This window comes from Spirosoma luteolum, from assembly GCF_054778875.1.
In genome coordinates this window covers 1-13,900 of record NZ_BAAGZE010000005.1, presented here as the reverse complement: position 1 = coordinate 13,900, position 13,900 = coordinate 1, and the positions used below count along the sequence as shown (strand labels likewise).

General features: G+C 60.0%; 16 protein-coding genes. 7 read left to right on the top strand and 9 right to left on the bottom strand.

The genetic code is table 11. The annotated features are described in order from the left end of the window. Positions 1-70: 70 nt before the first annotated feature. Positions 71-844 (top strand): SDR family NAD(P)-dependent oxidoreductase, encoded by a 774-nt coding sequence (locus ACYVAC_RS07690; protein WP_461097028.1) that lies wholly within the window; start codon positions 71-73, stop codon positions 842-844. Between the two features lie 35 nt (positions 845-879). After that, entirely contained in the window at positions 880-1,416 is a 537-nt protein-coding gene (locus ACYVAC_RS07685; RefSeq protein ID WP_461097027.1) for a GNAT family N-acetyltransferase, read from the top strand. A 72-nt stretch (positions 1,417-1,488) separates the two neighbouring features. Here ACYVAC_RS07685 and ACYVAC_RS07680 read toward each other — a convergent pair whose 3' ends face one another. From ACYVAC_RS07680 to ACYVAC_RS07670, 3 genes are read right to left on the bottom strand one after another with little or no spacing between them, the layout of a single operon-like run. Next, entirely contained in the window at positions 1,489-2,031 is a 543-nt protein-coding gene (locus ACYVAC_RS07680; protein ID WP_461097026.1) for a DUF6580 family putative transport protein, read from the bottom strand. A gap of 8 nt (positions 2,032-2,039) precedes the next feature. Then, positions 2,040-2,711 (bottom strand): alpha-ribazole phosphatase family protein, encoded by a 672-nt coding sequence (cobC, locus tag ACYVAC_RS07675; RefSeq protein ID WP_461097025.1) that lies wholly within the window; start codon positions 2,709-2,711, stop codon positions 2,040-2,042. A 43-nt stretch (positions 2,712-2,754) separates the two neighbouring features. Continuing rightward, positions 2,755-3,462: a murein L,D-transpeptidase catalytic domain family protein gene (locus tag ACYVAC_RS07670; protein ID WP_461097024.1), complete on the bottom strand. Its 708-nt coding sequence runs from the start codon at positions 3,460-3,462 to the stop codon at positions 2,755-2,757. A 108-nt stretch (positions 3,463-3,570) separates the two neighbouring features. On the opposite strand from ACYVAC_RS07670, the gene ACYVAC_RS07665 reads away from it, so the two are divergent. Continuing rightward, entirely contained in the window at positions 3,571-4,305 is a 735-nt protein-coding gene (locus ACYVAC_RS07665; protein ID WP_461097023.1) for an EcsC family protein, read from the top strand. 7 nt (positions 4,306-4,312) lie between these two features. Here ACYVAC_RS07665 and ACYVAC_RS07660 read toward each other — a convergent pair whose 3' ends face one another. Further along, complete coding sequence (locus tag ACYVAC_RS07660) at positions 4,313-5,026, bottom strand: PorT family protein (protein ID WP_461097022.1); 714 nt, start codon at positions 5,024-5,026, stop codon at positions 4,313-4,315. 70 nt (positions 5,027-5,096) lie between these two features. After that, positions 5,097-5,654: a DUF4142 domain-containing protein gene (locus ACYVAC_RS07655; RefSeq protein ID WP_461097021.1), complete on the bottom strand. Its 558-nt coding sequence runs from the start codon at positions 5,652-5,654 to the stop codon at positions 5,097-5,099. 137 nt (positions 5,655-5,791) lie between these two features. Between ACYVAC_RS07655 and ACYVAC_RS07650 the strand changes: the two genes are divergently transcribed. Together ACYVAC_RS07650 and ACYVAC_RS07645 are read left to right on the top strand one after the other, a co-directional pair. After that, a complete protein-coding gene (locus tag ACYVAC_RS07650) occupies positions 5,792-6,718 on the top strand; it encodes an EamA/RhaT family transporter (protein ID WP_461097020.1) in 927 nt (308 codons plus the stop codon). Between the two features lie 82 nt (positions 6,719-6,800). Continuing rightward, positions 6,801-7,097: a hypothetical protein gene (locus ACYVAC_RS07645; RefSeq protein WP_461097019.1), complete on the top strand. Its 297-nt coding sequence runs from the start codon at positions 6,801-6,803 to the stop codon at positions 7,095-7,097. 58 nt (positions 7,098-7,155) lie between these two features. Here the strand turns inward: ACYVAC_RS07645 and ACYVAC_RS07640 are convergent, their stop codons facing one another. The 4 genes from ACYVAC_RS07640 to ACYVAC_RS07625 all read right to left on the bottom strand — a co-directional run bounded on the left by ACYVAC_RS07640 (position 7,156) and on the right by ACYVAC_RS07625 (position 10,867). After that, the gene (locus ACYVAC_RS07640) at positions 7,156-8,178 is read right to left on the bottom strand and encodes an MlaD family protein (protein ID WP_461097018.1); all 1,023 of its coding nucleotides are present in this window, start codon (positions 8,176-8,178) and stop codon (positions 7,156-7,158) included. An 87-nt stretch (positions 8,179-8,265) separates the two neighbouring features. Continuing rightward, positions 8,266-9,015 carry an ABC transporter ATP-binding protein gene (locus ACYVAC_RS07635; RefSeq protein ID WP_461097017.1) on the bottom strand — a complete coding sequence of 250 codons (750 nt, stop codon included), beginning with the start codon at positions 9,013-9,015 and terminating at the stop codon, positions 8,266-8,268. A gap of 87 nt (positions 9,016-9,102) precedes the next feature. After that, positions 9,103-9,915, bottom strand: coding sequence for an MlaE family ABC transporter permease (locus ACYVAC_RS07630; protein WP_461097016.1), 813 nt, complete (start codon positions 9,913-9,915; stop codon positions 9,103-9,105). A gap of 175 nt (positions 9,916-10,090) precedes the next feature. Continuing rightward, positions 10,091-10,867, bottom strand: a complete 777-nt coding sequence (locus ACYVAC_RS07625) for a lytic transglycosylase domain-containing protein (protein ID WP_461097015.1) — start codon at positions 10,865-10,867, stop codon at positions 10,091-10,093. Between the two features lie 356 nt (positions 10,868-11,223). Here ACYVAC_RS07625 and ACYVAC_RS07620 point away from each other — a divergent pair, with 356 nt between their 5' ends. Together ACYVAC_RS07620 and ACYVAC_RS07615 are read left to right on the top strand one after the other, a co-directional pair. After that, positions 11,224-12,930 (top strand): IlvD/Edd family dehydratase, encoded by a 1,707-nt coding sequence (locus ACYVAC_RS07620; protein ID WP_461097014.1) that lies wholly within the window; start codon positions 11,224-11,226, stop codon positions 12,928-12,930. 64 nt (positions 12,931-12,994) lie between these two features. Further along, positions 12,995-13,774 carry an SDR family NAD(P)-dependent oxidoreductase gene (locus tag ACYVAC_RS07615; protein WP_461097013.1) on the top strand — a complete coding sequence of 260 codons (780 nt, stop codon included), beginning with the start codon at positions 12,995-12,997 and terminating at the stop codon, positions 13,772-13,774. Positions 13,775-13,900 lie beyond the last annotated feature (126 nt).

The window sequence follows — 13,900 nt, the reverse complement described above, 5'->3', positions numbered from 1 at the left end:
GAGCGAAAGTGTGTCAGTTTATCCGATCACACTTTCGCTCTTTCACGCTTTCGCTCTTTCACTCAATTTTATGTTTTCTCTACAAAACAAAACCGCGCTGGTAACGGGTGGGGCCAGTGGCATTGGGCTGGCCATTTCGCAGGCGTTTGCGCAGGCGGGGGCGCTGGTGCACATCCTCGAACTCAACGATACGCAGGCCCGGCAGGTGGTGGCCGACATCCGGGCTGCTGGCGGTCAGGCCGAAGCCCACTCGGTCGATGTATCGAATCAGGAACAGGTCGTAGCCGTAATCGGCGCCATTGCGGCACAGGGGCCCATTCATATACTGGTCAACAACGCGGGGGTAGCCCACGTAGGCCGGGCCGATACCACGAGCGAAGCTGACTTCGACCGGCTGTTTCGGATCAACGTCAAGGGCGTTTACAACTGCCTCTTCGCGACTATTCCGCACTTTAAAGCCAACGGGGGCGGGGTAATCCTGAACATGGCATCGGTGGCCTCGTCGGTGGGCATAGCCGATCGGTTTGCCTATTCGATGTCGAAGGGGGCCGTGCTCACCATGACTCTGTCGGTGGCCAAAGATTACCTGGCCGACAACATCCGCTGCAACTGCATTTCGCCGGCCCGGGTTCATACGCCTTTTGTAGACGGATTTTTGGCTAAAAGCTACCCCGGTCGCGAGGCCGAAATGTTCGAGAAACTATCCCAGTCGCAACCCATTGGCCGGATGGCCGAACCCCGCGAGGTGGGTGCCTTGGCGCTCTACCTGTGTTCCGACGAGGCCGGCTTCGTAACCGGCACCGATTACCCGCTCGATGGCGGTTTCATTCGGCTCAACAACTAAACCCGACCCGCCAACGGCCGGGGTTTTTGCTGCTTATGGTTATCCGTTTGGCTACCCCTGCCGACGTGCCGGCGCTGCTGGCAATCTACGCGCCGTACGTACGTGATACCGCGGCTACGTTTGAATACGATGTGCCCACCCACGAAGCCTTTGCCGCGCGGGTAGCGGCTATTCAGACACAGTATCCGTATCTGGTTGCCGAGGTGGCCGGGCGGGTGCTGGGATATGCCTACGCCAGCCGGCACCGCGAACGGGCCGCCTACGCGTGGTCGGTCGAAGTGTCGGTCTACGTACATCCCGATGGGCAGCGGCAGGGGCTGGCCCGCCAGCTCTACACCCAGCTGCTCGAGCGGCTGGCCGGGCAGGGTTTCGTAAACGCCTACGCCGTGATTACACTACCAAATCCGGCCAGCGAACAATTACATCGGTCGATGGGGTTTCGGCCGGTTGGCGTATTCGACCGCGTCGGTTATAAATTCGGAACGTGGCACAGCACCTGCTGGCTGCAGCGGGCCCTGCGCCCTCATCCCGACGAGTCCTGGCTGCCAGCACCCGGCTCGGTACAGCCCTGACCCAACCCGTACGAAACGAAACGGCCCGACCTGTTTGCAACAGGTCGGGCCGTTTATCTAGGCGTGTCTGGACTACTGACGCACCGGACGCAGCACCGTGAAGCGCTGCTGGAGCAGGTAGTAGCCACCAAAGAGCACCGTGCTGAAAAACAGATCGCCGATCAGGCCGTTGAGCGCAAACGAGGTGCCGTTATAGAAGGCCAGCCCGGCTGCGTAACAGGCCATAAGCCCGGCCGACGTTTGGGGATAGAACGAGCTACCGTACCAGACGGCAAAATTGGTGATTAGAAAAAACAGCACCGACGACGCAATCGACGTGGCGGCAATGCGCAGAGCCGTGGGGCGCTGCAGGGCCAACAGACCCAGCAGCCAGGTCAGTGCGAAGCTGATGTACACGGCACCCATTGCGCTGTGAAAGCCAATGATGGCGTCGCTCAGCAGCATGGCGGCCAGCGGCACGATCAGTCCCTGCCATTTGCGGTCGAAATGGGCGGCTCCGAACAGCGCCAGGGCCGCAATCGGGGTCATGTTGGGCCAGTGGGGCAGCAGGCGGAACAGGGCAGCCACCAGTACAATCAGGATAAGGGTAACCAGTTTTAACTGAAGGGGTTTCATGAGGTAAATCAGCGGTTGATGTATTGAATCGTGTAGGCCAGTCCCTGCGGACTGGCGGTTGTCGGGTCGGTCCGGATCAGGCTGACGCGGCTGACAGCGCCATAGTCGAGGTGGATACGATAGGCATTTTGCAAAGATAAATCCAGAAACAAACAGAGCAAAGCCCGAATCACACCCCCGTGCGAAACAACCAGCACGGGGCCGCCCTCGCCGGTGGCCAGCAGCGGCACAACAGCGTCTTGCCAGAAAGCCTGCACCCGGGTCGACAGATCGTCGAAATTCTCGCCGTTGGGTGTTCGGTTGCGCACGAAATCGGCCATCCAGGCATCGAGGGCATCGCGCCCGATAGCGCTCCAGGCTTTTAGCTCCCAGTCGCCGAAATGAAACTCGCGCAGCCGGTCGTCGGCCTGCACCGGGGGGCGGTGAGCGTCGGCCAGTGCGGTCTGGCCGGGTGCCGTTTCGATGGGGCTGCCCGTGGTCAGGGCTTCCGCCAGATCATCGGCCAGTCGGCGGCAGCGGCTCAGGGGCGAGGTAAAAATAACGGACGGGGCGACGGGCAGGTGAGTCAGCAGGCGGTCGCGCTGCTCGGGGTAGTTGTCGGTCAGCGCCACATCCGATTGCCCGTAGGCAATGCCCTGGCCTACGGCTACTTCGGTATGTCGAATCAGGTAAATATCCACAGGAACGGGGTCGTTGCCCGAGCAGGAGGGCCAGGGCGGGTAATCAGAGGGTATCGCGCCGGGTGGCGAGCAGCGTCGATTTGGCGAGATAGTCGGTGTTGGGCGCGTAGACAAACAGGCACGAACCGCCCTTCACCGCCTGAATAATGGGTTTGGAGAGCGCGTAGGGCACGGCGGGGCAGCCCTCGCTCCGGCCGAGCCGGCCCGTGATCCGAACCGTATCGTCGCAGACGTAATTAGCGCCATGCAGCACGATGTTGCGGTCCTGCACGTTGTTGTTGATGCCTTTTTCGAGCCCTTTCAGCTGCAGCGATAGCCCGTGCTTGCCCATGTAGGTGTTCAGCGTGCGATAGAAGCCCAGACTGGTCTGGAGCGATGACGGGGTGTTGGAAAACTGCTGCGGCACCAGATCGCCCGAGTTTTTGCCGTGGGCCACGTAGGTATTGAACAGCAGCTGCTTCTTCACCAGGTCGATCACGTAGAGTCGTTTCTGACTCGACGGCTGGCTCATGTCGGCAATGGTCAGTACGGGGTGCGTGTTGTGCAGGTTAGTGCGGCCCTGCAGCGCGTATTCGAATATGGGCTGGGCCAGACCGGCATCGGCCAGTTTAAGGGTGTCGTAGAGCGGGTTGGCGGGCCGGGTAGCCGCTGCCAGGGAGGCTGTCTGCAACGGCTCGCTGGTGGCCGGGGCCGAGGAGCTGCTGCAGCCGCAGGTCAGGGCCAGCAGGAAAACGAGTACCAGTGGTTTCATAGAGGTCAGCAACGTGAACCAGACGAATAAACCGAAACTGGGCGCACCAAACGGCGGCAGTCCCGGTTTAGGGTAACGAAACTACAGCTTTTCGGGCAGCTATTTGCTATGTCATCCTACGAAGAATCGGTTCGGACCGAACTGATGCGCTGGCAGCAGCGCATGCAGCAACCCCCCACGCGGCTCGGCCGGACGTCGGCGCTGTTGCAGCGCCGGATCAACAAACTTATTCCGGCCCGGATTCACCAGCTCATCACCGCGGCCATCAAGCAGATGACCCGGGCCATGCTGTTTGGGGCCGAAGCGCTGAACCGGCCGCCCGCGGTGGGCCTGACGCTGCCCCAGCGCGAAACCAAAGCCATTGCCCGAATCGATTTCTACAAGCGGGCGGGAGCCGTAGAAGGGGGCGCTACCGGAGCCGGCGGGCTGCTGCTCGGGCTGGCCGACTTCCCGCTGCTGATGGGTATCAAGATGAAGCTGCTGTTCGAACTGGCGGCCATCTACGGCTACACCACCAGCGACTACCGCGAACGGGTGTACATGCTTTCTGTTTTTCAGCTTGCCTTTTCGAGTCAGGAGCGCCGGCAGCAGGTCTATACCCAACTGGCCAACTGGCCCGAACACAGCCGGCAGCTGCCCGCCGATATTCATCAGTTCGACTGGCTGACGTTCCAGCAGGAATACCGCGATTATATCGACCTGGTCAAACTGGCTCAGTTCATTCCCGGTATCGGGGCGGCTGTGGGGCTGGTGGCCAATTACCAGCTGATCGACCAGCTGGGGCAGACGGCCATGAACGCCTACCGCATGCGCTGGCTCGACGAGGGCATTTACCGCCCCTGACCAGTGGCTAGAACCGCCACAGGGCCTGGGTTTGCAGGGCCAGTTCGAGCGTGGGGTGGAAAGTGGTGGCCCCGCCAAACTGCCCCACCCCGTAGATCAGTGTGGGCTGTAGCTGCACCGTTAGCTGTCTTCCCAGCCGATAGGCTGCCCCGGCGCCCACCGACGCCTGAAACGTGGGATTGATGGACTGGGCAACGCGCAGATACTGCGTGGGTTCGCTGCCCCGCCTGGCCACCAGCTGTGTCGGCAATCCAAAATCGGTAAGGAGCCCCAGGGTAAAAAGCGGGCTGAGCCGCTGGGTGCCGGGCTGAAACGTGATGGACAGGGGCAGCCGCAGCGCCCTGCTTCGGATCAGGGTGGTGCCCGGCCCCGCTACAGGCCGGCGCAGCTGCCGGATCGTTTGCTGGTGGTACCACAGCCCGGCGCCCACCGACCAGCCGGGGGCGTAGGTATAGTAGACTGTGGCACCCGCGCCAAACCCGATCCCCGTTCGCCGGCTGTCCAGCCAGACCGGTTCGACCAGCTGGCCATTACTCTCCGGATACAGCGTCTGCCGACGATAGCCGGTACTGGTCAATGACGGTGCCATGCCAATGGCCAGCGACAGGCTTCGCAGCCGTTGCTGTGGCAGCGCAGCCTGCCAGCGCGAAGCTGACTGGGCCCGTGCGCCGACAAGCGGGGCCGTAAGCAGGAGGGCCAGCGACAGGATGCGAAGTACCATACGCCAAATAAACCAAAAAAGGGACGCTGGCCGAAGCCGTGTCCCTTTTTTAAGGCTGTTGTCAACCCGTTTACTTCATGTCGACCTTGATCGTGGTGATCCGTTCCAGATGCCCTTTGACTACCCCGGCCGTTTTGGCCGCGAAGGCTTTCAGTTCGGGATCTTTGGCGTTTTCGCCGGCCTTCTCAAATTCCTTCACGTCGTCTTCGTGGTCATCGACCATCATATCCACGTATTTCTTATCGAACTCCTTGCCCGACAGTTTGGCGAGTTCGTCGATGTGTTTCTGCATGTCCTCACCCAGGGTGGCGGGCAGCGTGATGTTTTTGCTCATGGCAATGGACTTCAGTTCATCGCTGGCGGCCGAGTGATCTTTCACCATCATGGCACCAAACTCCTTCACGGCGGGGCTCATGCCTTTCTCCTGCGCCAGTCGCCCGGCTTCGATTTCCATCATGCCGCCATTGGCTGCTTTCACGGCAAACTCCGCGTCGTCGTCGGCCACGGCCGTAGCCTTGGCTTCGTTCATGTCTTCGGCTTGTTCGGTGCTGTCTTTTTTCTCACTGCCGCACGACTGAACCGTGAGGCCACCGGCGACCAGAAAGGCTAACAAAATGATCTTTTTCATAACGTTCGGGGTCAAAATGACTTGATAAACAATGTAGTAACCGAACCCTGTGGGCTGTGTATTGTTTGCCGGAGCCGGCATGAGTTATTTTGGGGTACGGGTCGGCGTTGGCCCCATTGCCTTTTTGTACCTGCCGTATGACGTTTCTAGTTCTGAGTGTGCTGCTGTCGGTTGTCCTGCTGCTCAACTTTCGCCTGTTTCCGCGCTTTGGCGTAAACACCTTTCAGGCTATCGTTTTAAACTATCCGGTCTGCTTTCTGACGGGCTGGCTGCTGCTGCCGGCCGGGCAGACATTTTCGGTCGATCTGGCGCAGCCCTGGACCTGGATGGCTCTGGCGCTGGGCGTTGGCTTCATCCTGACGTTTCTGCTGGCGGGGGCGTCGACCCAGCGCATGGGTATCACCGTAACGTCGCTGGCCAACAACCTCTCGCTGGTCATTCCGGTCTGCTTCAGCCTGTTTGTGTTCGAGGGTGGCCGGTCGACGGCTTTCGACGCCCTCAACTACGCTGGCCTGCTGCTGGCTATTGTGGCGGTGGGGCTGAGTACCTACCGCAAACCCGCTCCCGACGAGCCCGCACCCGCTGCCGATCCTGAGCCGGGCCGTCGGTGGGGAGCCGCGGCTTTGCTGCCGGTAGCCGTCTTTCTGTTCTACGGAGCCACCAACACCACCATCAATTACATGAACATCCGCTACATCCCCTCGCCCGACAAAACGGTGCAGGTAACGCTGACGATGGTGCTGGGTGCCATTGTGGCCGGGACACTGATGCTGGTGGTTCGGCTGGTGCGGGGGCAGGAGCAGCTGTCGTGGCGGAGCCTGCCGGGAGCCGTCACGCTGGGCATTCCCAATTTCCTGAGTTTCTACACGCTGCTGCTGGCACTCTCGGCCTACGGCGGCAATGGGGCTTTCGTTTATCCGATTTATAACATCGGTGTTATTCTGGTAGCGGCCCTCGTGGCAGGGCTGTTTTTTCAGGAGCGCCTGTCGATGGCCAACAAGGTCGGGCTGGGGCTGTCTGTCATCGCCATCGGGCTGCTGTCGTGGCAGCAGCTGCTCGGTTGAAAAACAGCTGATTGTCACCCTTTTGTGGGATAGTATCTGGCGAGACAGATGCCTACATTTGAGCAACCTTACCTCGCTGATTATGACAACGGTATCCTTTCGCAATACAGTGATTCTGACGGGGATAGTAACGCTCGCACACCCGAGCGACAACGGCCCCGGCTGGGTAGCCGACATCACCCTCGACCCGGCCCTCACGTCTGATCCGGACGTGATGCTGCTGCCCATCGATGAACCGGGCAGTTCGGAAGCCGCGCGGCCGGTGGGGCTCAGCTGGCAACCCGGCGAGCCCGGCCGCATCCGGATCTTCCGAACCGAAACCGGTAGCCCGGCGGTGCCCTGCTGTTGTTACTACGTGATTGTAAGCGAACGGGCGTAGCCCATGCCGGCTGGCCTGAACTACGCCCGTTATACGATGCGTCTGGCAGTGAGGCTGCCTATTTGATGTTGGCCGTACTGTCGGCTTTCTGCTTGGCTTCGTTTTTAGCCTTTTTCTTGAAGTAGCCTCGCAGCAGGAAGTTGTTCTGGGCGGCTTTCAGGTCTTCGTTCAGCAGCTCGGTGCCTTTGTTGAGGTTACGCAGCGTGATGCGCAGGTTCGAGGCCGTTTCCTGGTCGGTCAGCAGAACACCCAGCGGGCTGTTGTTGTTATTCAGCTTTTCCGACGCCTTGTTGAGGTTCTGCGTCGTCTGGCTCAGCGTGCCCACCGTTTTATCGGCGTTGTTGGCGGTGCTTTCCAGGCGGGCGGCCGTGCGGCTCAGGCGCCGGAAAATGGTTGTATCGGTAACCAGCTCATTGGCCAGACTGCCTTTGGTGTTGAGTTTGGCGGCAAACTTCGACACCGAGCCGGTCAGCGTAACGGTGTTGCTGGACGCCTTTTCGAGGTTTTCCATTGCTTTCTTGAAGTTATTGGCCACCAGCGAGTCGGTCAGCACGGCGCCAACCGTGCCTTTGCCCCGGCGGATGTTGCCAACCAGCGCTTTGAAATCCTGTGTAACGCGCAGCAGATTGCGGTTGTTTTCCTGCAGCGTTTCGAGTACCTGATCGGAGCTGAGGGCGGCCACGGTCTGCAGCCGGTCGCCATCTTCCACTTCGGGGTGGCTCACGGTGCCGCCCATAATCACCACGATCTTGTTGCCGATCAGGCCGTCGCTGCTGATGCTTGCTTTGGCATCTTTCCGGATATACTGCTGTGAGCTTTGCTCCACGTCCATGTCGACTTCTACCTGCGACTGGCCGTAGAAACTGATCTTCTTGACCGTGCCGATCTTGACGCCCGAAAACCAGACGTTATTCCCCGCCTTGAGGCCGGCAATGTCGCCGAAAACGGCCATGAGCCGGATGCTCTTCGTAAATCGCTTCTGCTGTCCGCCCAGCACAAAAACGCCGGCGACGAAGATGATGATCCCGATCAGCACGAAAATGCCAACAGTAACGGATCGTTTATTAGATTCTGCACTCATTCGGATGGTCGTGTAGTCGTGTAATGATGGCCAGCTGGAAAAGAGGTTCGTGGGTTAACTCACAAACGCCTGAAGCGTGGTCACTGTTTAATTCACAAAGTTGTAATGGTAAAACTGCTGTACCCGTTCGTCTGGATCGGCAAACACTTCCTCGAACGTACCGACACGTTCGAAGGTACCGTCGAGCAACATGGCCACACGGTCGCCGGTGGTTTTGGCGCAGGTGAGGTCGTGGGTAATGATAATGGACGTGGCTTTGTAGCGGACTTTTACCTCGTTGATCAGGTTATTGATCTCGATGCAGGTGATGGGGTCGAGACCCGCCGTGGGCTCATCGTAGAGCATGATTTCGGGTTTCAGGATCAGCGTGCGGGCAATACCGATCCGCTTACGCTGCCCCCCCGATAGTTCGGACGGCATCTGGTTGATGGTTTGCAGCAAACCCACATCGTCGAGGGCTTCTTCCACCGCCCGGTCGATCTCGGCCCGGCTCAGGTTCCGAACATTGCGTACCAGCGGAAACTCCAGATTCTCGCGGATGCTCATACTATCGTAAAGGGCACTGTTCTGGAAGGAGAAACCAACCTTCTGCCGGAATAGATCGAGTTCGCGGCCTTTCAGCGCGTTGATATCCTGACCCAGTACCGACACCGAACCCGAGTCGGCTTTGAGCAGACCCACCAGAATCTTGATCAGCACGGATTTACCCGTTCCGGACCGACCCAGCACCACTACGTTTTCTTCCCGGTTGACCGTCAGGGTAACGCCACGCAGCACGTGCAGGTCGCCAAACGACTTGCGCAGGTCTTTGATAAGAATGACAGGTTCAGGTGTCATAGGCTCAATGAGTGAATGTATAAACGGGTAGAGCCGCAACGACCGGCCCGGGTGCGGGTGGCGGCCGGGCTCAGGCTGCGCACCGGCTTACCCACGCAGCGCGCTGACAATCTGAAGGGACAGCAGCTCTTCGATAAAAACCAGAAACATCGACGTAACCACCGATGCGTTGGCTGCTTTGCCAACCCCTTCGGTACCTTTCGATGAATGGAAGCCTTTGTAACAGCCCACCATACCGATGGTAAAGCCAAACACGATGGATTTCAGCAGGGAAGCGAAAATATCGAGGTATGTGATGGCCCCGAATACTTCCTGTATATACGACGAGAAACTGGTTTGTTCGTTGGCGTTGACATTGATAAACGCGCCCAGCAGGGCCACGAAAATCGTGTACATGGTTAGCAGCGGTATGGTAAACGAGGTGGCCAGCACCCGGCTCACAACCAGAAACTTGAACGGGTCGGTGCCCGATACCTCCATGGCGTCGATCTGCTCGGTTACGTTCATCGACCCCAGCTCGGCGCCGATGCTCGACCCCACCTTGCCCGAAGCGATCAGCGCCGTCACGAGCGGACCAAGGGCGCGCACGATGGCAATGGCAATCAGCGAGGGCAGCCACGAGGTAGCGCCAAACTCCGACAGCGACGGGCGCGACTGGTTGGTGAAGACGATGCCGGTGATGAAACCGGTCATGGAAATGAGCAGCAGTGACCGAACGCCTACTTCGTAGCACTGCCGGACAATTTCCCTGAACTCATAGGGAGGAGCCAGTACTTCCCGAAAAAAGCGCCCCACGAAGGCCGCAACATCGGCCAGATTGATAAAAAAGCGGGCAAACCCACCGGAGCGGGCCGGCTTATCGGCAGGAGGGGGCGTAGCGGACTTGGGATCGGGCTGCATTCAGACTGGAAAAAGCGACCCTGTAGCATGGTGGGGCAGCTATTGCCTATTAACTCAAATTAGTCGCTACAGGTTTAACTCGGCAAATATAACGAGGGATTTCCCGAAAGCGAGACGGCCCGGCCAGCGATTGATGGGTCGCCGGTCGGGCCGTCTGGGTGGTAGCGCTGGTGGCTCAGGCCGTTTGCAGGGCCGGGGTCAGAAAGGCCGAATAGTCGTCGGGCCTGGACATGACTTCTTTATAGAGCAGCACCCGAAACAGGTAGTAACGCGTTTCGCGGGGCAGGGCCATGCTGTAATAGTCGCGCTGTTTGTTCTGGCGAAGCTGGCTTTTGAGGTGACCGGGGCCGGCATTGTAGGCTGCGGCCACCAGCGACCAGGAACCCAGCTGGGTATATAGCTCGCGCAGGTATTTGCAGGCGGCCTCGGTGGCCTTGCGGGCGTTGAACCGCTCATCGACACCGCGGCCTACCTTGAGACCCAGCGCACGGGCCGTACCCGGCATCAGCTGCCAGTAGCCGGCAGCGCCCGCCCGCGAAACAGCGTGCGGCTGCAAATCGCTCTCGGCCAGGGGGATATACCGAAAATCGTCGGGAATGTCGTACTTGGCCAGAATGGGGTCGATCAGCGGAAAAAACTTGTCGGCGCGGGCACGCAGCGCCGTCAGGGTGCTGGCGTGGGGCCGAAACAGGGTAAACACGTGTTTCCAGCGGCTAACCACTTCATCCTGGTGGAAGGGCATACACTCGCCACAGAAGTCGACATCCAGCAGGGGTAACTCGGGTTTGTTGATGATGGGTTTGAGGGGTGTCACGGTGGCATCGGGGTGCACAACCTGACTGACGGGAATCAAACCGGAGGGAATCAGAGGGGCGGCTGTCAGCCGGGCCGCTACGGTTACTGACGGGCGCAGGGCGGCCATCAACACAGAGAATCCAACTCGTTTAAGCAAGGCAACATTTTGATGGTACTGGAAAGGTAACGCCAGGGGCGTGTCGATTAGTTTGCTGATAGCCAATCGGGTAACGAATCGGAAGGGGGTCGGCCCGGGCTAATGGCCAGACAGGTTAACTGTTCAAATTCTTATTTTGTGGGATTCCGGGCCGGGAGGGGCGATTCTGGCCAATGGGGCGAGGTTCCGGCGGAGCCACATTAAAATGTATAAAAGTGGGCGCCCCCGTCGCTTCTTTTTGCCCGGCCGATGGGTAAAGAAGCCGGCCCGGTGGCTCTCTACCGCAGGCAGTAGCCCGGCGGGCGTCCGTCGGGCCGATACCCACTCGGTTGTACTGCTGCCCCTTCAACATCGCTATGCCTTTACGCTCCCAAGACTGGTTTGGCCGCACCGGAAAAGACGGCTTTATTTACCGGGCCTGGATGAAAAACCAGGGCTTCCCGCATCACGAATTCGAAGGCAAACCCGTGATCGGGATCTGCAACACCTGGTCTGAACTGACGCCCTGCAACGCCCATTTCCGCGAACTGGCCGAAGCCATCAAACGGGGGGTCTGGGAAGCCGGCGGTTTCCCGCTCGAGTTCCCGGTGATGTCGCTGGGCGAGTGTCAGATCAAGCCCACGGCCATGCTGTTCCGGAACCTGGCCAGTATGGATGTCGAAGAAAGCATCCGGGGTAACTCGCTCGACGGGGTCATTCTGATGTGCGGCTGCGACAAAACCACGCCGTCGCTGGTCATGGGGGCCTGCAGCGTCGATATCCCGACCATGGTGGTGTCGGGCGGGCCCATGCTGGCGGGCCGGTTTCAGGGCCGAAAAATCGGAACGAGCGACCTGTGGCGGTTTGCCGAAGCGTATAAGATGGGCGAGATGAGTCAGGCTGAATTTGTAGCCGCCGAAGCCGGTATGGCGCGTAGCCAAGGCCACTGCGCCGTGATGGGAACGGCTAGTACCATGGCGGCCATGGTCGAGTCGCTGGGCCTGAGCCTACCCGACAACGCCACTATCCCCGCGGCCGACTCGCGCCGAAAAGTGCTTGCCCACCTGACCGGTATGCGCATGGTCGAGCTGGTGCGGGAAGGCACCCGACCGTCGCAGGTGCTGACGCGCGAAGCCTTCGAAAACGCCATCATGGTCAACGCAGCCCTGGGCGGGTCGACCAACTTCATTCTGCACCTGACCGCCATTGCCGGGCGGGTGGGGGTGGAGCTGTCGCTCGATGATTTCGACCGGCTGTCGGCCCGCATTCCGCTACTGGCCAACCTCCAGCCCTCGGGCGAGCATTTCGTGGAAGACCTGTTTTATGCGGGTGGACTGCCGGCCATCATCAATGAACTGCGTCCGTACCTCAACAACGACGCCCTGACCGTCAATGGCCGTTCGATTGGCGAAAACTGCGCCGAAGCCCAGTGCTACGACCCGGCCGTGATTGCAACAGTCGAGAAGCCGTTCAAGCCCGAATCAGGTATTGCCGTGCTGCGGGGTAATCTCTGCCCGAATGGGGCCGTGCTGAAGCCCTCGGCCGCTACGCCCGCGCTGATGCAGCATACGGGGCGGGCGGTGGTGTTCGAAAATATTGACGACTACAAGACGCGCATCGACGATCCGGCCCTCGATGTAGACCCCGACTGTGTGCTGGTGCTGAAACAGGTAGGACCCCGGGGCTATCCGGGCATGCCCGAAGTGGGCAACATGCAGCTACCTGCCAAAATTCTGGCCCTGGGCGTACACGACATGGTGCGCATCTCCGACGGCCGCATGAGCGGTACCGGCTTTGGCACGGTGGTGCTGCACGTTTCGCCCGAATCGGCGGTGGGTGGGCCGCTGGCGCTGGTCAAGAACGGCGACCTGATTACCCTCGACGTGGAAGCCCGGCGGCTGCACCTCCACGTGTCGGACGATGAACTGGCCGAACGGCGGTCGCAGTACGTGGCGCCCGACCTTGGTTACGACCGGGGCTACGTAAATCTGTATATTCGCCACGTCACGCAGGCCCACGAAGGTGCCGACTTCGACTTCCTGAAAGGCGGGTCGGGCAGCGAGGTTCGACGCGATTCACATTAATCGATCTGTAACGACCGGGTCAGGGTCGACCGGCGAACGACCCTGACCCGATTTACGCGCTGCTATGCCAACAACTGATTTTGATTCGACACCGCGCCCGACGGCCCTGATTACGGGAGCAGCCACCGGTATTGGTTTTGCCATTGCCGACGGGCTTGCCCGGCGCGGGGTGCAGGTGCTGCTCAATGACTTCGACGCGGCCGCGGCCGACGCGGCTGCCGGTCGTATCCGGCAATCGGGCGGAGTATGCGAAGCCTGCCCCGGCGATGCGGCCGATGTCGCCTTTATCCAGCAGTTCGTCGATACGGCGGTCGATCGGTTTGGGTCGGTCGATCTGGCCATTGCCAACGCCGGCATTACGGTATTCGGGGATGTGTTCAGCACCACGCCGGCGGCCTTCGAGCAGATTGTCAACCTCAATTTGCGAGGGAGCTATTTTTTGGCGCAGCGGGCAGCCAGTCAGATGCGGCTGCAGGGGCGCGGTGGGCGTATTCTGTTTATGTCGTCGGTGGTGGGGCACATCGGTCATCCGGGCCTGCCCGTCTACAGCATGACCAAAGCGGGGCTCGAAATGCTGGCCAAACAACTCGTTATCGACCTGTCGCCCCTGGGCATTACCGTCAACGCCATTGCGCCGGGGGCTACCCTGACCGAACGAACCCTCGACGATCCCGACTATATCCCCGTCTGGTCGCGCATCACCCCCATGGGCCGGCCCGCCACCGTTACCGACATCGCCGAAGCGGCCCTCTTCCTGCTGTCTCCGGCCGCCGGGCATATCACGGGGCAAAGCCTGGTGATCGATGGCGGCTGGACCAGCGTAGGCATCCCGCCGGTGGGGTAAGGGAAGTTGTAGAGTTGTAAGATTTGCTGTGCGTCGTAAAGTTGGGTATCAGTAACGTCAGCAAGTTAGCTACTTTCATGGCTTTTATAAATCGACTACGATATGGCACGTGCCGTTGAGATGGGG